We start from the raw sequence: 20,027 nt of genomic DNA on the forward strand, positions 1-20,027 counted from the left end.
CATGAAAATTCGTCTCTCCCTTTCTTCTGCGGTCATTGCATTCGGGATCGTGCTCGCCATCGGCTTCACGGCGGTCGTTTCCACCAGCCTCTACGCCCTGCGCGAGCTCAAGGTCGGCGGGCCGCTCTATTCCGACATCAAGCTCGGCAACGACCTCATCGCGGACGTCCTGCCGCCCCCGGAATATGTCATCGAGGCCTATCTCGAGGCGACCCTCGCCATGCGCGAGCCGGACCAGCTGGCGGCCCATGGCGAGCGCCTGGTCCAGCTCCGCAAGGATTACGACGAGCGCAAGGCATTCTGGATCGCTTCCAGCCTCTCGGCCGACCTGAAGACGGCACTGGTGTCGAAGTCCGATGCCGAGGTGCAGAAGTTCTGGAAGCTCCTGTCGGACCAGCTCCTGCCGGCTCTCAAGGCCAAGGACATGGCTGCCGCCGAACGCGCCTACGCGCAGCTCAAGGACGCCTACACCGCGCATCGCGCCGTCATCGACAGCATCGTCGAGAGCGCCAACAAGCAGAATGCCGACATGGAGAAGCTGGCCGCGGAGCGCGACAGCTCGATCCTCTATATCCTCCTCGGCGTGACCGCCGCCGTCCTGGCCTTCATTGCCGCCGGGCTGCTCGGCGTTGCCCTCGGCGTGGTGCGCCCGATCGTGCGCATGACGGATACGATGCAAAAGCTCGCGACCGGCGATATCGCCGCCGACATTCCGTTTGCCCACCGCCAGGACGAGGTCGGCTCGATGGCGGGCGCGCTTCTGGTGTTCAAGCAGGCCGCGATCGAGAATACGCGGCTGCGCGAGGAGCAGTTGCAGAAGGAGCAGGAGGCCGCGCTCGCCAAGCGCGGCGCCCTGCACCAGATGGCCGAGACCGTCGAGCGCGAGACCGGGCGCTCGGTCGACACCGCGAGTGCGGCGAGCCAGGGCGTCGAGCGGGCCGTCTCCAGCCTGTCCGAGATCGCGCGATCGCTGTCCTCGGAGTCGCAGGCGGTGGCCGCCGCCTCCACCCAGGCACTCGGCAGCTCCCAGACCGTTTCGGCCGCGGCCGAAGAACTGAGCGCTTCGATCCGCGAGATCGCGGGCCAGGTCGCGCGGACCAGCACGGTCACCAGATCGGCCGTTGCCGGCCGCGAGCAGGCGCGTTCGACCATTCAGGCGTTGGCGGGATCGGTGAAGAAGATTGCCGAGGTCTCCGACCTCATCGGCGGCATCGCCGGCCAGACCAACCTGCTGGCGCTCAACGCCACGATCGAGGCGGCGCGTGCCGGCGAGGCCGGCCGCGGCTTCGCGGTGGTCGCCGCCGAAGTGAAATCCCTGTCCGACCAGACCGCCAAGTCCACCGAGGAGATCGGGCGGCTGATTGCCGAGATCCAGGCCTCGACGCAGGCCGCGGTCGATGCCGTCGAGACCATGGGGGGCCACATCGTCGAGATCGACGGCGTGGCGACCTCGGTTGCTGCCGCGATGGAGCAGCAGGACGCCGCGACGCGGGAGATCGCGCGGTCGATTTCCGAATCGGCGTCCGCCGCGAAGGAGGTCTCGGCCAAGATCGGCAATGTCAGCCGCGACGCCGCCTCCGTGAACGAGCGCGCCGGGGAGGTCAGGCAGGCGATCGCCGGCATGGCGTCCAATCTCGAACAGCTGCGGTCGGTCGTGGTCCGGACCGTGCGCGACTCGACGGCTGCGGCCTAAAGCCGGGCGCCAGGTCCCCGCTGGTGCCCGGGATTGTGATCGTGCAGGATGGCGCGGGGCAGGGGCATCGTGGCTATGACACCTCCACAACTGCCGGCGGTCGTTGAGCCCGCCCAACTGACGGCCGCGCTACGCAGGGGCGGCGTGCTGGACGCTGGCGCCGTCCGCGAGGTGAAGGTGCTGCATCAGCGTGACACCGTCGTGTCACACATCATCCGCCTTGGCCTGCGCTATGTCGGAGAATCCGCCGGTGCCCCGCAATCGCTGATCCTGAAGACTGCCAATTCCGCATTCGCGCAGACGCTGGCAAATGGCGGCCGGCACGAAGTGGCCTTCTACACCCAGCTCGCACCGAAAATGCCGCCGGGACTCGCGCCCCGCTGCTTCGACGGACATTTCGACGAGAGCAGCCTTACTTGGCATCTTCTGCTCGAGGACCTCACCGACAGCCACGAAATCGCGACGGCTTGGCCGCTGCCGCCATCGCGCGATCAGGCGGTTGCGATCGTTACGACCCTCGCACGCTGGCACGCGGCGTGGTGGGACCATCCCGGACTTGGCGACACCGCCGGCACCTGGGCGAGCACCGAGGACAGCGCGCAACACATGGAGACGTTTGCGGGCCATTATGACCGCTTCGCCGACCTGCTCGGGGATCGCCTCAGCGAGGAGCGGCGCATCCTCTATCGTCGTCTCATCGATCAGTCGGACCGCCTGTCCCAGCGCTACCATTCACGCCGGCACCTCAGCATCACCCATGGCGACGCCCATATCTGGAATTTCATGCTGCCGCGCGCCGGCGTCGCAGACACCGTGCGCATCTTCGATTTCGATCTGTGGAGTATCAACGTTCCGACCAACGACCTCGCCTATATGATGGCCATGCATTGGTATCCGGAACGCCGGCAGGCGCTCGAACGCTCGCTGCTCAATCTCTACCACGACACGCTGATTGAGAGCGGCATCACCGGCTACACGCGCGGTGCGCTCGATCGCGACTACCGCTGGTCGGTGCTCTGGCACATCACCAGGCCGGTCTGGCAGTGGAGCATCAACATCCCGCCGTTGATCTGGTGGAACAATCTGGAGCGGGTGATGATCGCGGTCGAGGATTTGGGGTGCGAGGAATTGTTGGGGTAACTCGCCCCACAGATTCGGTGTCGTCCCGGCCTAGTGCGCAATTGCGCACGGGGGCCGGGACCCATAACCACAGGGAGTGGTTTGGCGAAGACTAGTCGTTCGGTACTTCCACCTTCCGCAGCCCGAGAGATCACGCGGTATGGGTCCCGGCCTTCGCCGGGACGACGGCGGAGATTGATGCTCCGGCTCAACTCCCAACGACAGCGTAGCGCGCTCCGCAGAGCCACCTACTCCATCACCGCATGTTCCGGCCCCGCGGCCTGCTTGCGCAGCGTGGCCTTGGTCGAGCCGATCAACAAAGCGAGCGGGATGGTGCAGAGGATGAAGACCATCACCAGCATATAGTCGTGCGCGAAGGCGATGATCTGCGCCTGCACGCTGACCATCCTGTCGGCCATGGCGCGGCCGGCATCGGTGGAGAGATTGATGAGGCCGCTGACGTCGGGCATCTGGAGCGCGTGGTTGAACGGGTTGATGTGCTCGGAGAGGATCGCATAGGTCCGGCGCGTTCCCTGCGTCAGCTGGGCGATGACGACGGAAATGCCGACCGAACTCGCGACGTTGCGCATCAGGGTCAGCATCGCGGTGCCGTCGGTACGCAGCTCGTTCGACAGCGTCAGGAACGCCACCGTCGAGAGCGGCACGAAGACGAGGCCGAAGCCAAAGCCCTGGATGACGCTCACGGTCACGATCTCCGGCACCTGGGTGAGGTCGGTCCAGCCGGTCATCTGGAACAGCGAGCCCGCGGTCAGCGTCAGGCCTGAGATGATCAGGGTGCGCGCCTCGAAATATCGCATCATGCGGCCGACCAGCATCATGGCGAAGAAGGTGCCGAAGCCGCGGCTCGCCAGCAGCAGGCCGGCGGTGATGATGGGGTAGCCGATCACGTTCTGCATGTAGGGCGAGGCCAGCGCCATGGTCGAGAACAGCACCAGCCCCATCACGACCATGAACATGCAGCCGGTGACGAAATTACGATCCTTGAACAGCGCGAAGCGGATGAATGGCGTCGAGGTCGTGAAGGAGTGCGCGATGAAGAAGTAGAACGCGACGGCGGAGACGATGAACTCCGCGACGATCTCGTTGGATTCGAGCCAGCCCAGTTGCTCGCCACGGTCGAGCGCGAGTTGAAGCGAGCCGATCGCGACCGCCAGCGCGGCGAAGCCGAACCAGTCGAATTTGAGGCTGATATCCTTCCTGGTCTCGTCCATGAAGATGATCAGCCCGAGCACGGTGATGGCGCCGAACGGCAGATTGACGAAGAACACCCAGTGCCAGGAATAGGTCTCGGTGAGCCAGGCTCCCAGCGAGGGACCCATGATCGGGCCCATCATCACGCCCATGCCCCAGATCGACATCGCCTTGGCGCGTTCCTGGAGCGTGTAATAGTCGAGCATCACCGACTGCGACAGCGGCACCAGCGCCGCGCCGAACACGCCCTGCAGCAGGCGGAACAGCACCATCTGGTTGATGTCCTGTGCGAGGCCGCACAGCACGGACGCGAAGGTGAAGCCGGCCGAGCAGATGATGAAGATGCGCTTGCGGCCGAAGCGGTTGGCGATCCAGCCCACCGGCGCCGTCATGATCGCGGCGGCGACGATGTAGGAGGTCAGGACCCAGTTGATCTGGTCTTGCGAGGCCGACAGCGTGCCCTGCATGTAGGGCAGGGCGACGTTGGCGATGGTGGTGTCCAGCGCCTGCATGATGGTCGCGGTCATGGCGCAGATCGTCACCATGTTCCGGCGCAGGCCGGGGACCATCAGGCTGGCATTGGGGCCGGACATCGGATCAGTCCTTGTTCTTGGTCTTTGGCTTAGTCTTTGTCCTGGCCCGCGGTCGCCGACAGGCCGAGCAGGCCGGCGAGCGAGCGCCGATGGCCGGTGTCGATGGTGGCGTAGACGCTCATGCCGGCTTTCAGCTTCCGCACGTATTTGTCGGTCTCGTCGAAATAGATGCGGATCGGCACGCGCTGCACCACCTTGACGAAATTGCCGGTGGCGTTCTGCGGCGGCAGGATCGCGAATTGCGCGCCGGTGCCGGGCGAGAGCGAGCCGATCTTGCCCTTGAAGACGTGGTTCGGGAACGCGTCGACCTCGAGGGTAACAGGCTGTCCTTCGGTGACGTAGGTGAGGTCGCTTTCCTTCGGATTGGCGTCGACCCAGGGATGGGCGATGTCGATGATGGAGAACACCGGCGTGCCGGCGCTGACATAGCGGCCGAGCTGGATCTGCTCGACCTGCGTCGCGACGCCGCCCATCGGCGCCCGCACCACGGCGTGATCGAGATTGCGCTCGGCGTTGTCGAGCTTGGACTTGGCCTGCGCGTAGGGCGGGAATTTCTCCAGCGGCAGATCGGTATCGCCGAGCAGCTGCGTCTTGGCCGTCGAGATCTGCTGCTTGACGTACTGCGCGATCGAGCCTGATGTGACCAGCGCGTTCGCCGCGTTGTCGAGGTCGAGCTGTGAGCCGTAGCTGTTCTTGACCAGCGCCTGCTTGCGCTCGACGTCGCGCTGCTTGAGGTCGACGCCCTGCTGGGCGAGATTAAGCATGTCGCCGTAGATCTTGATGTTGGCGCGGAGATTGTCGTAGGTCGACTGCGCCTGCGCGAGCTGCGCCCTGGCCTCGTCCACCGCGAGGCGGAACGGCACGGGATCGATCTCGAACAGCTCATCGCCCTGCTTGACGAGCTGACCTTCCCTCACGACGACCTTCTCGATCTTGCCGGAGATGTCGGGCGTCACAAGCACCTTCTGCGCGCCGACATAGGCGTCGTCGGTGCCGACATAGCGGCCGCCATTCAGATAGAAGGCCAAGCCGGCAATGGCGACGACGATCGGCAGCACGACCAGGAGCAGGAAGCGGCGATAACGGCGCAGGCCGGCGATCAGGCGGCGGCGCGGGTCGGTGCCGGCCTTCTTGGTGGGCTTGCCGCTGTCGCTCTTCTGCTCGGGCGGGAACTTGATGACTTGATCAGCCATAGCGCTGCTCCTTACGCGCTTGTTCCGCTCCGGATGTCTGGATCGCGGTACGCACGTTTTCCTTGATTGCTTCGAGTTGGGTGAGGAGACGGTGAGCGTCCGCCGGATTGATGCCGTCGAGCGCGTTGGCGGTGATTTCGGACCTGAGCCCGCTCATCTTGCCGAGCAATTGCCGGCCGGCCTTCCTCAGGTAGAGGCGCTTGACGCGCCGGTCCGAGGCGTCATTGCGGCGCTCGATCCAGTCATTGTCGCAGAGCTTGTCGATCAGGCGCGTCAGCGTGATCGGCTGCACCTCGAGGAGCTCGGCGAGCTCCGACTGCTTCATGCCCTCGCTGCGCTCGACCTTGGCCAGCACCGCCCATTGCGCGCGGGTGATGCCGAAGCGCGACGCCTCCTTGTCGGCGTAGACACGCAGCAGGCGATAGAGCTCGGCGAGCGTAAACAGGAAGTTCTGGTCCACGGGCCCGCGGCTCATGAGCTTGGTCTCCTATAAGCTTGGGATACTATAAGCAAGCTTATGATTTTTTCATGGCGGGGTAACGGGACGCTGTCCCGCAGCAAGAGCATGGCTGACCGCCGTTCGCCGGTCGTGCTTTGGGTTCCCTCGCCGAAATGCTAGAAGGCAGGCCAAATGACCCTCGCAAAGCCGGCATTTCCCGCGCCCGACCACGATCACGGCCGCTGCACTGCGGACGCGCTGGCGCATGCCGAGGAGGTCTGCGAGCAGCGCGCGCAGAAATTCACGCCGATTCGCCGCCAAGTGCTCGGGGCGCTGCTCTCCAGCCACCGGCCGCTCGGCGCCTATGAGGTGATCGACGAACTCGCCAAGTCGATGCCGCGGCCGGCGCCGATCACAGTCTACCGTGCTCTCGATTTCTTGATGGCGAACGGCCTCGTGCACCGCATCGAAAGCCGCAACGCCTATCTCGCCTGCGCCGCCCACGACCACGATGCGACCTCGGCGGTGGCGTTCCTGATCTGCGAGCGCTGCGGTCTGGTCGGCGAGATCCCGTCAGCGTCCTTCGCCAAGGATATCAACGCCGCCGCGCGCAGCTCGGGCTTTGCCCCCAAATTGTCCGTGGTCGAGATCACGGGCATCTGCGCCCATTGTCAGAAAACTGCATAAAGCAACAACGGCGCGAAGCCGGTATTCGGGAAGAAATGTCCTCACCTCAAGCCATACCGTCCGCCGGTCGCCCTCTCAGTGCCGGCGCCATCGCCCTGATGCTGATGCTGTGCCTGACCTGGGGCTTCAACCAGATCGCGGTGAAGCTGGTGCTGCCGGACATCCCGCCGATGCTCCAGGCGATGATCCGCTCGATGGGCGCGCTGCCGGTGCTGTTCATCATCGGCAGCTTACGTGGCGTCAAATTCTTCGAGAAGGACGGGACCTGGAAGCCCGGCCTGATCGCCGGGCTGATGTTCGGCATCGAGTTCGTGCTGATCTTCCAGGGCCTGCGCCTCACGCCGGCGTCCCGGGCCGTGGTGTTTCTTTACACCGCGCCGTTCTTCGTCGCGCTCGGCTCTTACCAGGTGCTCGGCGAACGGCTCGGCGGCACGCAATGGCTGGGGCTCGCGGTGAGCTTTGCCGGTGTCGCGCTCGCCATCGGCGTGCCGCAGCCGGATGTCGATGCCAAGGTGCTGCTCGGCGACCTCATGATCGTCGGCGGTGCCGCGCTGTGGGCGGCAACGACCCTGGTCGCCAAGGGCACGCGGCTGCGCTTCGCCGCGCCGGAGAAGGCGCTGGGCTACCAGGTTGCAACCTCGATCCCGATCCTGGGCCTGGCGGCCTGGCTGTTCGGCGAGTCCATCACCCACACGCCGGCGCCGCTGTCCCTCGCCCTGATGGCCTTCCAGGCGATCTGGGTGGTGGGAACCACGTTCACGCTTTGGTTCGCGCTGGTGAAGGCCTATTCGGCCAGCAAATTGTCTGCTTTTACCTTCATCACCCCTTTGTTTGGCGTGGTGGGTAGCTATTTCATCATGCACGACACCTTGAGCCTGACATTCGGGGCCGCCGCGGTCCTTGTAATTGCTGGGCTTTTTCTGGTTAACCGTCCCAGCCAAACGGCTGCGGCGCCGCGCGATGCATTGCTGAACGTCACCAAAACCTGATATTTGGACCCCATGAACAAGCTCGAGAACACCATCGATTCAGACATCGCGGGCCCGGCGCCCCGGCACCGGACCACCCAAGTCAAGGTCGGAGACGTCGCCGTGGGCGGCGGGGCGCCGATCGTCGTGCAGTCGATGACCAACACCGACACCGCCGATATCGACGGCACCATCGCCCAGGTCGCAGCGCTCGCGCGCGCCGGCTCCGAAATGGTCCGCATCACCGTGGATCGCGAGGAGGCCGCAGCCGCCGTCCCGCACATCCGTGACGGCCTCGCCAAGCGCGGCATCACCACGCCCTTGATCGGCGACTTCCATTATATCGGCCACAAGCTGCTCGCAGCCTATCCGGCCTGCGCCGAGGCGCTCGCCAAGTACCGCATCAATCCCGGCAATGTCGGCTTCAAGGACAAGCGCGACACCCAGTTCGCCGACATCATCGAGATCGCGAACAAGAACAGCAAGCCGGTCCGCATCGGCGCCAATTGGGGCTCGCTCGACCAGGAGCTGCTGACCAAGCTGATGGACGAGAATGCCGCCTCCGCCAATCCGCGCGACGTGCGCGCGGTGACGCGCGAGGCCATGGTGCAGTCGGCGCTGCTCTCGGCCGCGCGCGCCGAAGAGCTCGGCATGCCGAAGGACCGCATCATCCTCTCCGCAAAGGTCTCGGCGGTGCAGGACCTCATCGCGGTCTACCAGGACCTCGCGTCGCGCTCCGACTACGCCATCCATCTCGGTCTCACCGAGGCCGGCATGGGCTCGAAGGGCATCGTCGCCTCCTCGGCCGCGCTCGGCATCCTGCTGCAGCAGGGCATCGGCGATACCATCCGCATTTCGCTGACGCCGGAGCCCGGCGGCGACCGCACACGTGAAGTGCAGGTCGGCCAGGAACTCTTGCAGACCATGGGCTTCCGCACCTTCGTGCCGCTGGTTGCGGCGTGCCCCGGCTGCGGCCGTACCACCTCGACCACGTTCCAGGAGCTGGCGCGCTCGATCCAGGATTTCATCCGCGACGAGATGCCGGCCTGGAAGACGAAATATCCGGGTGTGGAAGAGCTCAACGTCGCGGTGATGGGCTGCATCGTCAACGGCCCCGGCGAATCCAAGCACGCCAATATCGGCATCTCCTTGCCCGGCACCGGTGAAGCGCCGGCCGCGCCTGTTTTCGTCGACGGCAAGAAGTTCCGCACGCTGCGCGGCCCGACCATCTCCGCCGACTTCAAGGCACTGGTGATCGACTACATCGACCAGCGCTACGGCCAGGGCGCCAAGGTGCCGGTGACCGCGGCGGAGTGATTTCACTCCGCTAGCGCCCCACGCTCAGCTGTCGTCCCGGCGAAGGCCGGGACCCATAACCACAGGCCGTGGTTATGGCGCGAGATGGTGGTTACGAGTCTTCGTCAAATTCGATCCTGTGGTTATGGGTCCCGGGCTCGCGCTACGCGCGCCCCGGGACGACGGCTGTTTTTGCGGCGCGCATTGCACATCCCTAACCGCGCGCTACCATGCTCCCAATCAAAACGATCGGGAGACACGCCATGAGCTCACTCGCCGGCAAGCAGGGCCCGCGCTACCGTCACATGGCGGAAGACGGCGCGCCTTACGAAACCATCGCGGTCGAAAAGCTCACACCGATCATCGGCGCTGAAATATCCGGCGTCGACATCGGCAAGCTCGTCGATGGCGATGGCCGTTCCAACCGGCAGATGGATGAGGTTCACCGCGCGCTCGCGGAAAACCTCGTGATCTTCTTCCGCGACCAGCACATCACGCCACAGCAGCATCTCGCCTTCGGCCGCAAGTTCGGCGAGCTGCATTTTCATCCCGCCGCGCCGCACGAGGACGAAGACCCGGCGCTGATGAAGATCTACGCCGACAAGAACTCGCCCCGCGCCAATGGCGAGGGCTGGCACTCCGACGTGTCCTGCGATCTCGAGCCGCCGATGGGCTCGATCCTCTACATCAAGCAGTGTCCGCCGCGCGGCGGCGACACGCTGTTTGCCAACATGTACGCGGCCTATGAGGCGCTGTCGGATCGCATGAAAGCCTATCTCGACGGTCTGACCGCGCTGCATGACGGCGAGCCGATCTATCGCGGTCTCTATGCCAACTATGGCGTCGCCGATCGTCCGTCCTATCCGAACGCGGAGCATCCGGTGGTGCGCACGCACCCGGTCACGGCTAGGAAAGCGCTCTACGTCAACCGCGGCTTCACCCGCCACATCAACGGCATCCCGCGCGACGAGAGCGACGCGATGCTCGCCTATCTTTACCAGCACGCCGAGAACCCGCTGTTCCAGTGCCGCTTCCGCTGGACCGAGAACGCCATCGCCTTCTGGGACAACCGCTGCACCCAGCACCGCGCGATGTGGGACTACTGGCCGCATACGCGCTCGGGCACGCGGGTGACAGTGAAGGGGGAGCGGCCGGTGTAGGCGCCGCTTCTTGCGTTGACGTCCTCTCGCTGCCGCGCCAATCTTCCCAAAAAACAAATCGGGAGGATCCGCAATGCTCCGCGCCGAGGATAACAAATTCCTGACCGAGGCCGGCCCGGAAACGGGCATGGGCGAGCTGTTGCGCCGCTTCTGGATTCCCGTCCTGCTGTCCGAAGAACTGCCCGAGCCCGACAGCGAGCCCAAGAAGATCACCGTGCTCGGCGAGGAGCTGCTCGCCTTCCGCGACTCGCGCGGCGTCGTCGGAATCATCGATCAATACTGCCCGCATCGTGGCGCCAATCTCTGGCTTGGGCGCGTTGAGGAGTGCGGCATTCGCTGCGTCTATCACGGCTGGAAGTTCGATACCGACGGTGCCTGCGTCGACATGCCGACCTCCTATCCCGATCTCAACGCCAAGGATCTCATCCGCATCAAGTCCTATCCGGCGCGCGAATGGGGCGAGATGATCTGGGCCTATATGGGCCCGGCGAACGCCATGCCCGAGCTGCCCGATCTCGAAATGGCGCTGCTGCCGGCCTCACACCGTTACGTCAGCAAGAAATGGCAGGACTGCAACTGGGTGCAGGCGCTGGAGGGCTCGATCGACACCGCGCATTTCACCTTTGCGCATCTCTCCTTCGACAAGGAGGAGAACGAGATTCTGGACATCAAGAAGCACTTTGTGAATCCGCTTGTCCGCGTCAGCACCGATCACATGCGCTGGATCGCCGAGGATCCGCGCCCGGTGATCAAGGTCAGTCCGCATGAAGCCGGGCTGACGATCGCGGGTGGCCGGCTCACCGGCAGCGACAACATCTATTGGCGGATCGCGCAGTTCCTGATGCCGTTCCACGCCTACGCGCCGAGCGCGATGCCGGGTGAGAACATCTTCGGCCAGACCTTCGTGCCCGTCACCGACACCAATTGCTGGATCTACACCTATGCCTGGAATCCCGTGCGGCCGCTGACGCAAGCCGAACGCGACGCGTTCGATCGCGGCAACGGCGTGATCGCGGAGGTCGACGACAATTACGTGCCGTTGCGCCACAAGGGCAATGATTACCTGATCGACCGCAAGCTCCAGAAGACCAGGAGCTACACCGGCATCAAGGGCGTCTCCGAGCAGGACGCCGCCGTGCAGGACAGCCAGGGCCCGATCGCCGACCGTACCCGGGAGCATCTCGGCCCGACCGATCTCGGCATCATGCATTTCCGGAAAGTCGTGATGGAGCTGGCGCGCGCGCTTCAGCAGGGCGAGCCGCCGCCGCAGGCCGCACACCAGGATCGCTATGCGGTGCGCTCCGGCGCCTGCGTCGCCAGCAAGGCCAAGGACCTGCCGGCGGTGATGCTGGAACGTTTTGGCGACGTCGCAGGCTTCGTCGGCCGTCCCAAGGTAGCGGCAGCGGAGTAGCGCTTGGGGCAGTTGCGCAGCATCATCGCTGGATTGGTCGCGTCGACCTTGCTGTCGTCGCTGGCCCCCGTTCAGCACGGACATGCCGCTGCCGCGCGAACGATGGCGAAGCCCGGGCCCAAGTCCAGGCCGAAGCCGCCGGCGTTATCGGCCAGATGTGAAATGCCGAAATTCCGGATCGTCGTGGATGTCGGGCACACCGCGGACTCCTACGGCGCGCTGAGCGCGCGCAATGATCCGGAGTTCGGCTTCAACTTCCGGCTCGGACGATTGATCACGGCGAAACTCAGGGACCAGGGCTTTGCCGCAACCCGCCTGCTCGTCACGGACGGCAAGGCGCGGCCGAGCCTGTTCAAGCGCGTCAGTGCCGCGAATGACGGCCGGGCCGATCTCCTGCTGTCGATCCATCACGACTCGGTGCCGGACAAGCTGCTCGAGACCTGGGAATTCGACGGCTCGATGAGCTATTTCAGCGATCGGTTTTCAGGCCATTCGCTGTTCGTATCCGAACGCAATTCGCACTTCGCCACCAGCCTGTTGCTGGCCCGGATTATCGGCCGGCAGTTGAAAGAGCAGGGCCTGCACTATGCCAGCCAATACACATTGCCGGTGATGGGCCGCTATCGGCGCCAATTGCTCGACAAGGACCTCGGTGTCTACCGCTATGACGGGCTCGTCGTGCTGTCGCGAACGAACAGCGCCGCGGTGCTGCTCGAAGCCGGCTCGATCATCAACCGCGACGAGGAGATGGCGATGAACTCCCTGGAGCGGCAGGAGCTGATCGCGGGAGCCGTCGCGGCCGCGATGGGGGAGTTTTGCGGGAGGCGGTAGCTTGACGAGAAGCTACCGCGGCACGCCCCGATACTCCCGGTTCGCCAAACTCGCCTCCTCCAGATCCAGATCGCGCTCGATCCGGCGCCGCGTCTCGTCGGTGATCTGGCCGTCGCGCAGGAGGTCGTGGATGAATTTGCGTTCGGCGACGATCAGCTGGCGGGTCAGCGCGGTGCCGGCGGCGGAGACGTCGTGGTGCGCGGGATCGAGGGAATCGGGAAGCTGGTTGGCGCGGATCTCGTGGCGGGCGCGCAGAAGCCTCATCACTTCATCCGAGACCTCCTTTCCCTCGGCCAGAGCGTCGAGCGACTTCAGCGCGGCGTCGAGCGCCTGGCGCCGCGCCGTGATCTCCGCCTCATGCTCGGCGACATGCTCGTTGCGGCCGGCTTCAGCGACGCCGAGCCAGCGCACCACCGGCGGCAGCGTCAGTCCGACGCCGATCAGCGTGACGAAGATGACGCCGAAGGCGACGAACAGGATCAGGTCGCGATACGGAAAGGCCTCGCCGCCCGGCAGCGTGAACGGCAGCGCCAGCGCCGCCGCCAGCGACACCGCGCCGCGCACGCCGGTGAAGGCGAGCACGAACGGCCATTGCCATGGCGGCGACGGATCGCGCTTGCGCAATGATTTGGAGAAGATCCGCGGCAGATAGGTCGCGGGATAGAGCCAGGCGAAGCGCGCAGTCACAATGATCGTCAGCACGACGGCGGTCGCGATGAGGATATCGTCGAGCGGGAACGCCTTCGATTTCTCGTAGAGCGCGCGCATCTGGAAGCCGGTGAGCAGGAACAGCAAGCCCTCGATCAGATAGATGATGAGGTCCCAGAAGAAGATACCTTGCAGGCGCGTCGCCGAGGAGATCAGAAGCGGGCCGTTCCAGCTCACATAGAGGCCGCAGGCGACGGTGGCGATCACGCCGGAGCCGCCGACATGCTCGGGCAGCCAGTAGGAGACGTAAGGCGTGATCAGCGACAGCGTGAGCTCGACCTGCTGATCCTTCGCCCATTTGCGGAAGCGCAGCGAGAGCCAGCCGACGCCGATGCCGAAGGCGATCTCGCCGGCGACGATGAGGGCAAACTCGCCGGCCGCCAGCGGCAGCGATAAATGGCCGACCATGATGGCGGCGAGCGCGAAGCGGTAGAGGATCAGTGCGGTGGCGTCATTCGCGAGCCCTTCGCCTTCGAGTATGACCAGGAGGCGGCGCGGTATATTGAGCCGTCGCGCGATCGCGAGCGGCGCCACCACGTCGGGCGGCGCGACGATGGCCCCGAGCAGGAAGCCGATGGTCCATGGCAGGCCGATCAAATAATGCGTGGCGGCCGCCACCATCGCCGCGGTGAAGATCACCGCGCCGACCGCGAGCAGCACAATTGGGCGCAGATTGTTCCGGAACTCGCGCCAGCTCATGGCGACGCTCGCCGAGTAGATCAGCGGCGGCAGCACCATCAGCAGCACCAGCTCCGGCGGCAGTTCCACCGGCGGCATGCCCGGCACGAAGGCGAGGCCGACGCCGGACAGCATCAGCAAGATCGCAGGCGCGATGTTGAAACGGCGGGCGACGAGCGCGGTGCCCGCCAGCACGGCGAGCAGGATCAGGAAGGTCTGGAATTTCGCTGCGATCATGGCCTGTCTTCGCCCGGAAGCGGCCAAGAGGTCAATGCGGCGGCCTTACGCCAGGCGCCCTGCCACCATGCGTCCGATGCGCGCGAACGCGGCCTCGATCTGCGGGGCAGTCGGCGAGCCGCCCTGGGTGTAGGCCGCGATCAGGATCGGCGTGTCCGGCTTGGTCCAGGCGACTGCGATATCGCCCGATGCGTCCTTGCCGTTGTTGCCGGTCTTGTCGCCGATGGTCCAGCTCGCGGGCAGGCCACCGCGCAGCCGGTTTGCACTGGTCTTGCAGCCCACCATCCATTCGGTGAGCTGGGCACGTGACGCCGGCGACAGCGCTTCGCCCGTCACCAGCCGCCGCAGATTGCCGGCCATCGCTGCCGGCGTCGTGGTGTCATGGGGATCGCCGGGCGCGGAGCGATTGACCTCAGGCTCGTTGTGGTCGATCCGTGAGGTGGTGTCACCAAGCGATCGCCAGAACGCGGTGAGGGCGGCCGGCCCGCCGATCCGCGCCAGCAGCAGATTGGCGCAGGTGTTGTCGCTGAGCTCGACGATCGCCTTGCACATCTCGGCGACCGACATCTTGCCGGCCGCGAGATTTTGCTTAGCAACAGGCGCATAGCTCAGCAGGTCGGCCTGGCCGTAAGGGATCGTGGCCGCGAGTTGCTCCTGGCCGCGATCGACCCGCGCCAGCACGCAGGCCGCAAGTGAGGCCTTGAACGTCGAGCACATGACGAACCGCTCGTCGGCGCGCCAGGCGATCTTCGCGCCGGTCGCAAGGTTCTCCGCATAGAGCCCGATCCGTCCGCCGCTTTCGCGCTCATAGGCCTCGAGCTCAGGCGGCGCGGCGGCGGCAAGCGCGGGGCTGACGGCCATCGAGCAGAGTGAAGCGAGCAGAGAGCGGCGGTCGAGGAACATTGGGGGGCCTTTGACACATCATAAGCGATGGCGAGTGAGCGCTCCTTCTTCGCCTCTCCCCGCTTGCGGGGAGAGGCCGGAATGCGCGCGCAGCGCGAATTCCGGGTGAGGGGGACTCTCCGCGAATCCAACTGTCATCGTGATCGCGGAAGCAGCCCCTCACCCCAACCCTCTCCCCGTAAGAACGGGGAGAGGGGGCACGTCATTGCGCGTCCCTCACTCCCTCAGGTCATACCGGTACGATTTCGATACGATCTGCCAGCCGTCGGCGAGCTTCATCGCCACCAGGTAGTCGGTGAAGAACCGTGGCGGCAGCTGGCACCGGACCTTGATGAAGGCGGTCTTGTCGTCCGAACGGTCGATGGTGACGATGAAATCCTCGCGCGGCTTGCCTTCGGCCTTGCCGGAGGGACGCTTGCGCACGCGGTCGAGCCAATCCGGCACGGTCAGTACCTGTAATTCACCCTTCTCGACCCAGCGCAGATCGGCGGAGGGATGGAAGATGGCGCCGAGTTTGTCGGCGTCGCCCTCGTAGAGCCCGTCAAAATAGCTTTGCACGACGGCTTCGACGCTCGAACGATTCTGGCTCATGGGTCATCCCTTTGAATGATGGCTCGGGGGAATTTAGTCGTACGCATCAAAATGCGCTATGGGTGTGTCAGCCATTTGCGCGCAGGCGTTGCCATGACCGGATCAGAAAACTCGAACGCTCGTATTCTCACCGGCGAATGCTACTGCCGCGCCGTGTGCTACGAGGTAGCGGACCAATTCTCTTACGCAATGAACTGCCATTGTTCGAACTGCCGTCGCACCACCGGCTCCGCTTTCAAGCCGTTCGCCGGCATTCCGCAAGAGAAGCTCCGCATCATCCGGGGTGACGACCAGCGGATCATTTTCGGGGACGACACCACCCATGACGCCCACTGCGCCCGTTGCGGCTCGCTGCTTTATTCCCGGGTGCGTGACGGAAAATGGGTCCATGTCGCCATGGGAACCCTGGTCGATGCCCCCTCGATCCGGCCGAGCGCCCATATTTTCGTCGGCTCGAAGGCGCCCTGGCATGAGATTACGGACGATCTGCCGCAATATCGGGGGCACGTCGGGGATGGATGAGGGAACCCGGCCTGCGCCTCAGCGAACCGCGACGGCGCTGGCGCGACAAATCAAAGGAGGCATCGGGTCTGTCGTCGGCGCCGCCTTCGTGACCTCCATCCCAAGCACCAGCGCTGGAGCCTGCTAGAACGATCCCAAAGGGCTCGAATGGTCCTGAACTTTCGGAAGTCGTGTCATGCGCAATTTGCTCAGACTTTGCCCGCTTCTCCTCGCCCTCGTGCTGCTGTTCGGCGCCGAACCTGCTTTTGCCGGAAAGCGCGTGGCGCTGGTGCTGGCCAATTCGGCCTATCAGCATGCGCCGACACTCACCAACCCTGTCAATGACGGTTCGGTGATGGCGAAGACGCTGAAGGATGCCGGTTTCGACACCGTCGATTACCGGCACGATTTGTCGGCCCTGGATACGCGGCGCGTGCTGCGCGACTTCGCGGACGCGACCCGTGATGCCGACATCGCCGTGGTCTATTATGCCGGTCACGGCATCGAGGTCGAAGGCTCCAACTATCTGATCCCCGTTGACGCCAGGCTCGAGCGCGATACCGACGTCTACGACGAAGCACTCTCGCTCGACCGCGTCCTGGTCGCCGTCGAACCCGCGAAGCTGCTCCGCCTGGTGATCCTGGATGCCTGCCGCGACAACCCGTTCGGCAAGACCATGAAGCGCACGGTGGCCTCGCGCGGCATCGGCCGGGGCCTCGCCAAGGTCGAGCCGACCAGCCCCAACACGCTGATTGCCTATTCGGCCAAGGCTGGCTTCACGGCGCAGGACGGCGACGGCGCCAATAGCCCCTTTACGGTTGCGCTGTCGAAGCACCTGACGACGCCGGGCCTCGATGTCCGCCGTGCCTTCGGCTTCGTGCGCGACGACGTGCTCAAGTCGACCGGCAACAAGCAGGAGCCGTTCGTCTATGGCTCGCTCGGCGGCGACGACGTCCCGCTGGTGCCGGTCAAGGTGGCGGCTGCAGCCGCAGCGGCGCCCGTGGCGAACCCGCAGGCCGACATCCGCCGCGACTACGAGCTCGCGCTCCAGGTCGGCAACAGGGCGGCATGGGACGCCTTCCTCGCCCAGCATCCTGACGGCTTCTATTCCAGCCTCGCCAAGCTTCAGCTCGAGAAGATCGGTGCCGAGCAGGCTCATGCGGCGGCGATCGAGAAGGCCAAGCAAGCCGAGGCCGAGCGCGACCGTCTTGCCGCCCTCGGTGCGCAGAAGGATGCGCAGGCCAAGGCTGCGGCCGACGCGAAGGCCGCCGAGCAGGCGCAGCTTGCCGCCCAGAAGGCGAAGGAGCAGGCGCAGCAGCAGGCGGCCGCCGCCGAGCAGCAGCGCGTCAACCTTGCCGCCACGGCCCCGGCCGCTGCGCCGGCCAGCACGGCGAGCCCGGCCGGCACCAACGTCGCGTCACTGACGCCCGCGACTGCGCCGGCCGATCTCAGCCGCTCGGTGCAGACCGAGCTCGGCCGCGTCGGCTGCTTCTCCGGGCAGGCCGACGGCAATTGGAATAATTCCTCGCAGCGGTCGCTGTCGCAGTTCAATCGCTATGCCGGCACCAAGCTCGACGTGAAGGTGGCGAGCACCGATGCGCTCGATGCGGTCAAGTCAAAACCGTCGCGCGTCTGCCCGCTGGTCTGCGAGCACGGCTTCAAGGCCGACGGCGACAAATGCAGCAAGATCGTCTGTCGTGACGGCTATGCGATCAACAACGACAATGAGTGCGAGAAGCAGCGTGCCGTCAAGCCCGCAACGGCCAAGCCGACGACGGCCAAGCGCGACGACGGCGATGAGCGTCCCGCACGGCAGGGTCGTCAGTCCGGCGGCGCGGCTGCTGCGGCGGCGGGCGGCTATGGTGCCGCTGCGGCGGCCGGCGCGGGTCGCGCCTCGGGCGGCGGCGGTCGGATTTTCTGCAACGATCTCCTCTGCCGACCGGTCAGGCCCGGCTGCCGCCTCGTATATCGCGGTGGCGGCGGCCCCCACGTCGATGCCAATGCCGAGGTCTGCAACTGAGAAGGCTACTGCTTCCCGACATCGTCCTGGCGGAGCCGGGACGATATCGGGGGATCACGTCGCAATCGCGCTTGCCGCGATGTTCACCGTCAGCGCCAGCAGCGCGGTGTTGTAGATGAAGGACACGATGCCGTGCGCCGTCGCCGTGCGGCGGATGGTCTTGTCGGTGATGCCGACATCGGAGACCTGCGCGGTCATGCCGATTACGAACGAGAAATAGACAAAGTCCCAATAGTCGGCGTGGTCTTCCTTGTCGCCGCTGGGGAACTGCAACCCGCCCGGCGGGTGCCGGTAATAGTCGTGGGCGTAATGCAGCGCGAAGGTGGTGTGCACGGCGGCCCATGACAGCGCGATGGTGGTGATCGCGATCGTCAGCTCCGCGGCGCCGCGATGGGCGCCGAGCTCGGCGACGATCGCCGCGATGCTCGCGAACGCGCCGATCGCCGTCACCAGCAGGATCACGAAGCGGCCGTCGTCCTGCATCGCTGCGTTTCGGCGGATGTGCTGGTGGTCGTTGTTCAGCATCATCACGTAGACCAGCACCAGATAGACCGCGATCAGCGCATCCCAGCCGAGCACGAGCCGCGTCGCCAGCCGCAGGCTGCCGGGCAGCAACAGAAACACCAGGATGCCGAAGCCGAGTGAAATGAATGTCCGCGGCCGCGCGTAAATCACGCGCATCGGCCGCGACATTTTTTGGAAGCGCGCGAGGACGGGATCGTCTTTGTCGATGCCCGTCATTGCAGGGTCAGTTCTTGCGCTCGGCGACAAACCGCGCGGCGGCTTGCAGCACGGCGGCGCGATCGCCGAAGATCGAGACCGCGCTGTCGGCCCGCGCGAGCAGGTCGCGCACGCGCTGCTTGGCGCCTTCGATGCCGAGCTGGGTGACGAAGGTGGTCTTGCCCATCGCTGCGTCCTGGCCCGAGGGCTTGCCGAGCGCGGCCGCATCGCCTTCAACGTCGAGCAGATCGTCGGCGATCTGGAAGGCCTCGCCGAGCGCGCGGCCGTAGTCGTCGAGCGCCTGGTATTCCTTTTGCGTGGCCTGGCCGAGGAGCGCGCCGGCGATGCAGCCGTAGCGTAGCAGCGCGCCGGTCTTCATCTGCTGGATGCGCGCGACATCGATCGGCTCGTTGCCGCCAAAGCGGCCTTCGCCGGCGAGGTCGAGGATCTGGCCGCCGACCATGCCGCCGATGCCGGCGCAGCGCGCCAGCGCGCGCGTCAAGAGCAGCCGCACATTGGCGTCACGATGGATTTCGTCGCGGGTGATGATGTCGAAAGCGAGCGTGAGCAGGCCGTCGCCGGCGAGGATCGCGGTCGCGTCGTCGGTCTTCTTGTGCAGGGTGGGACGGCCCCGGCGCAGGTCCGAATTGTCCATCGCGGGCAGGTCGTCATGGATCAGTGAATAGCAGTGGATGCATTCGAGCGCCGCACCGGCGAGCAGGGCCGCCTCGCGCGGCACGCCGAACACGGCCGCGCTTTCGACCACCAGGAACGGCCGCAGGCGCTTGCCGCCGTTCAGGCTCGAATAGCGCATTGCGTCCATCAGTCGCTTGGGACGGGCGATTTCATCGGGCAGGATGTCGTCCGCCAGGAGGCGCCCGAGCAGGGCCTCGGTGTCATCAGCGGTCTTGTCCAGACGTTTGGCGAAATCGGACGGGGACGTGCCGGTCATCAAGAAGGGCTCCAGAACTAAAATTCGGCGGGACAATCCTTTATGAGCCCGCCTCAGTCAATCGTTTGGAAGGCCTAAAAAGTGCTGGAAAAGACCCGAATTATCACAGACTTAA

General features: G+C 65.3%; 18 protein-coding genes. 10 read left to right on the forward strand and 8 right to left on the reverse strand.

The window, feature by feature from the left end; translation table 11 throughout:
- Position 1: 1 nt before the first annotated feature.
- Complete coding sequence (locus A3M7_RS0100575; RefSeq protein ID WP_027542158.1) at positions 2–1,693, forward strand: methyl-accepting chemotaxis protein; 1,692 nt, start codon at positions 2–4, stop codon at positions 1,691–1,693.
- A 48-nt stretch (positions 1,694–1,741) separates the two neighbouring features.
- Positions 1,742–2,833, forward strand: a complete 1,092-nt coding sequence (locus A3M7_RS0100580; RefSeq protein ID WP_027542159.1) for a phosphotransferase — start codon at positions 1,742–1,744, stop codon at positions 2,831–2,833.
- A gap of 227 nt (positions 2,834–3,060) precedes the next feature.
- On the opposite strand, the gene A3M7_RS0100585 is transcribed toward A3M7_RS0100580, so the two are convergent.
- Genes A3M7_RS0100585 through A3M7_RS0100595 form a run of 3 tightly spaced genes read right to left on the reverse strand, consistent with a single transcriptional unit; the run spans position 3,061 to position 6,285 of the window.
- Positions 3,061–4,617 carry an MDR family MFS transporter gene (locus A3M7_RS0100585; RefSeq protein ID WP_027542160.1) on the reverse strand — a complete coding sequence of 519 codons (1,557 nt, stop codon included), beginning with the start codon at positions 4,615–4,617 and terminating at the stop codon, positions 3,061–3,063.
- 29 nt (positions 4,618–4,646) lie between these two features.
- A complete protein-coding gene (locus A3M7_RS0100590; RefSeq protein WP_027542161.1) occupies positions 4,647–5,810 on the reverse strand; it encodes an HlyD family secretion protein in 1,164 nt (387 codons plus the stop codon).
- Positions 5,803–6,285 carry a MarR family winged helix-turn-helix transcriptional regulator gene (locus A3M7_RS0100595; protein WP_027542162.1) on the reverse strand — a complete coding sequence of 161 codons (483 nt, stop codon included), beginning with the start codon at positions 6,283–6,285 and terminating at the stop codon, positions 5,803–5,805. The genes A3M7_RS0100590 and A3M7_RS0100595 overlap by 8 nt, the downstream gene beginning before the upstream one ends.
- A 156-nt stretch (positions 6,286–6,441) precedes the next feature.
- On the opposite strand from A3M7_RS0100595, the gene A3M7_RS0100600 reads away from it, so the two are divergent.
- From A3M7_RS0100600 to A3M7_RS0100625, 6 genes are all read left to right on the forward strand, one after another.
- The gene (locus A3M7_RS0100600) at positions 6,442–6,936 is read left to right on the forward strand and encodes a Fur family transcriptional regulator (RefSeq protein ID WP_027542163.1); all 495 of its coding nucleotides are present in this window, start codon (positions 6,442–6,444) and stop codon (positions 6,934–6,936) included.
- 35 nt (positions 6,937–6,971) lie between these two features.
- Entirely contained in the window at positions 6,972–7,925 is a 954-nt protein-coding gene (locus A3M7_RS0100605) for a DMT family transporter (RefSeq protein WP_027542164.1), read from the forward strand.
- 12 nt (positions 7,926–7,937) lie between these two features.
- On the forward strand, positions 7,938–9,221 hold the full coding sequence (gene ispG / locus A3M7_RS0100610; RefSeq protein WP_027542165.1) for a flavodoxin-dependent (E)-4-hydroxy-3-methylbut-2-enyl-diphosphate synthase: 1,284 nt from the start codon (positions 7,938–7,940) through the stop codon (positions 9,219–9,221).
- Between the two features lie 242 nt (positions 9,222–9,463).
- Positions 9,464–10,360 (forward strand): TauD/TfdA family dioxygenase, encoded by an 897-nt coding sequence (locus A3M7_RS0100615; RefSeq protein WP_027542166.1) that lies wholly within the window; start codon positions 9,464–9,466, stop codon positions 10,358–10,360.
- A gap of 73 nt (positions 10,361–10,433) precedes the next feature.
- A complete protein-coding gene (locus A3M7_RS0100620) occupies positions 10,434–11,771 on the forward strand; it encodes a Rieske 2Fe-2S domain-containing protein (RefSeq protein ID WP_027542167.1) in 1,338 nt (445 codons plus the stop codon).
- Positions 11,772–11,774: 3 nt separating this feature from the next.
- On the forward strand, positions 11,775–12,602 hold the full coding sequence (locus A3M7_RS0100625; protein WP_027542168.1) for an N-acetylmuramoyl-L-alanine amidase: 828 nt from the start codon (positions 11,775–11,777) through the stop codon (positions 12,600–12,602).
- A gap of 12 nt (positions 12,603–12,614) precedes the next feature.
- Here the strand turns inward: A3M7_RS0100625 and A3M7_RS0100630 are convergent, their stop codons facing one another.
- The 3 genes from A3M7_RS0100630 to A3M7_RS0100640 all read right to left on the reverse strand — a co-directional run bounded on the left by A3M7_RS0100630 (position 12,615) and on the right by A3M7_RS0100640 (position 15,719).
- Positions 12,615–14,225, reverse strand: a complete 1,611-nt coding sequence (locus A3M7_RS0100630) for a Na+/H+ antiporter (RefSeq protein ID WP_084301448.1) — start codon at positions 14,223–14,225, stop codon at positions 12,615–12,617.
- A gap of 45 nt (positions 14,226–14,270) precedes the next feature.
- Positions 14,271–15,128: a class A beta-lactamase gene (bla, locus tag A3M7_RS0100635; RefSeq protein WP_027542170.1), complete on the reverse strand. Its 858-nt coding sequence runs from the start codon at positions 15,126–15,128 to the stop codon at positions 14,271–14,273.
- A gap of 216 nt (positions 15,129–15,344) precedes the next feature.
- On the reverse strand, positions 15,345–15,719 hold the full coding sequence (locus A3M7_RS0100640; RefSeq protein ID WP_027542171.1) for a nuclear transport factor 2 family protein: 375 nt from the start codon (positions 15,717–15,719) through the stop codon (positions 15,345–15,347).
- 93 nt (positions 15,720–15,812) lie between these two features.
- On the opposite strand from A3M7_RS0100640, the gene A3M7_RS0100645 reads away from it, so the two are divergent.
- Positions 15,813–16,241 carry a GFA family protein gene (locus A3M7_RS0100645; protein ID WP_027542172.1) on the forward strand — a complete coding sequence of 143 codons (429 nt, stop codon included), beginning with the start codon at positions 15,813–15,815 and terminating at the stop codon, positions 16,239–16,241.
- Positions 16,242–16,416: 175 nt separating this feature from the next.
- The gene (locus A3M7_RS0100650; RefSeq protein ID WP_027542173.1) at positions 16,417–18,240 is read left to right on the forward strand and encodes a caspase family protein; all 1,824 of its coding nucleotides are present in this window, start codon (positions 16,417–16,419) and stop codon (positions 18,238–18,240) included.
- A 54-nt stretch (positions 18,241–18,294) separates the two neighbouring features.
- Here the strand turns inward: A3M7_RS0100650 and A3M7_RS0100655 are convergent, their stop codons facing one another.
- Entirely contained in the window at positions 18,295–18,981 is a 687-nt protein-coding gene (locus A3M7_RS0100655; RefSeq protein WP_027542174.1) for a DUF1345 domain-containing protein, read from the reverse strand.
- Between the two features lie 7 nt (positions 18,982–18,988).
- A complete protein-coding gene (locus tag A3M7_RS0100660; protein ID WP_027542175.1) occupies positions 18,989–19,912 on the reverse strand; it encodes a polyprenyl synthetase family protein in 924 nt (307 codons plus the stop codon).
- Between the last annotated feature and the right edge of the window lie 115 nt (positions 19,913–20,027).

This window comes from Bradyrhizobium sp. WSM2254 (genome assembly GCF_000472645.1).
Taxonomy (GTDB): domain Bacteria; phylum Pseudomonadota; class Alphaproteobacteria; order Rhizobiales; family Xanthobacteraceae; genus Bradyrhizobium; species Bradyrhizobium niftali.

Bases quoted from the DNA above. Each gene is read 5' to 3' on its own strand.
- A3M7_RS0100575 (WP_027542158.1), top strand. From the start codon at position 2: ATGAAAATTCGTCTCTCCCTTTCTTCTGCGGTCATTGCATTCGGGATC.
- A3M7_RS0100580 (WP_027542159.1), top strand. From the start codon at position 1,742: ATGGCGCGGGGCAGGGGCATCGTGGCTATGACACCTCCACAACTGCCG.
- A3M7_RS0100585 (WP_027542160.1), bottom strand. From the start codon at position 4,617: ATGTCCGGCCCCAATGCCAGCCTGATGGTCCCCGGCCTGCGCCGGAAC.
- A3M7_RS0100590 (WP_027542161.1), bottom strand. From the start codon at position 5,810: ATGGCTGATCAAGTCATCAAGTTCCCGCCCGAGCAGAAGAGCGACAGC.
- A3M7_RS0100595 (WP_027542162.1), bottom strand. From the start codon at position 6,285: ATGAGCCGCGGGCCCGTGGACCAGAACTTCCTGTTTACGCTCGCCGAG.
- A3M7_RS0100600 (WP_027542163.1), top strand. From the start codon at position 6,442: ATGACCCTCGCAAAGCCGGCATTTCCCGCGCCCGACCACGATCACGGC.
- A3M7_RS0100605 (WP_027542164.1), top strand. From the start codon at position 6,972: ATGTCCTCACCTCAAGCCATACCGTCCGCCGGTCGCCCTCTCAGTGCC.
- ispG (WP_027542165.1), top strand. From the start codon at position 7,938: ATGAACAAGCTCGAGAACACCATCGATTCAGACATCGCGGGCCCGGCG.
- A3M7_RS0100615 (WP_027542166.1), top strand. From the start codon at position 9,464: ATGAGCTCACTCGCCGGCAAGCAGGGCCCGCGCTACCGTCACATGGCG.
- A3M7_RS0100620 (WP_027542167.1), top strand. From the start codon at position 10,434: ATGCTCCGCGCCGAGGATAACAAATTCCTGACCGAGGCCGGCCCGGAA.
- A3M7_RS0100630 (WP_084301448.1), bottom strand. From the start codon at position 14,225: ATGATCGCAGCGAAATTCCAGACCTTCCTGATCCTGCTCGCCGTGCTG.
- bla (WP_027542170.1), bottom strand. From the start codon at position 15,128: ATGTTCCTCGACCGCCGCTCTCTGCTCGCTTCACTCTGCTCGATGGCC.
- A3M7_RS0100640 (WP_027542171.1), bottom strand. From the start codon at position 15,719: ATGAGCCAGAATCGTTCGAGCGTCGAAGCCGTCGTGCAAAGCTATTTT.
- A3M7_RS0100645 (WP_027542172.1), top strand. From the start codon at position 15,813: ATGACCGGATCAGAAAACTCGAACGCTCGTATTCTCACCGGCGAATGC.
- A3M7_RS0100650 (WP_027542173.1), top strand. From the start codon at position 16,417: ATGCGCAATTTGCTCAGACTTTGCCCGCTTCTCCTCGCCCTCGTGCTG.
- A3M7_RS0100655 (WP_027542174.1), bottom strand. From the start codon at position 18,981: ATGACGGGCATCGACAAAGACGATCCCGTCCTCGCGCGCTTCCAAAAA.
- A3M7_RS0100660 (WP_027542175.1), bottom strand. From the start codon at position 19,912: ATGACCGGCACGTCCCCGTCCGATTTCGCCAAACGTCTGGACAAGACC.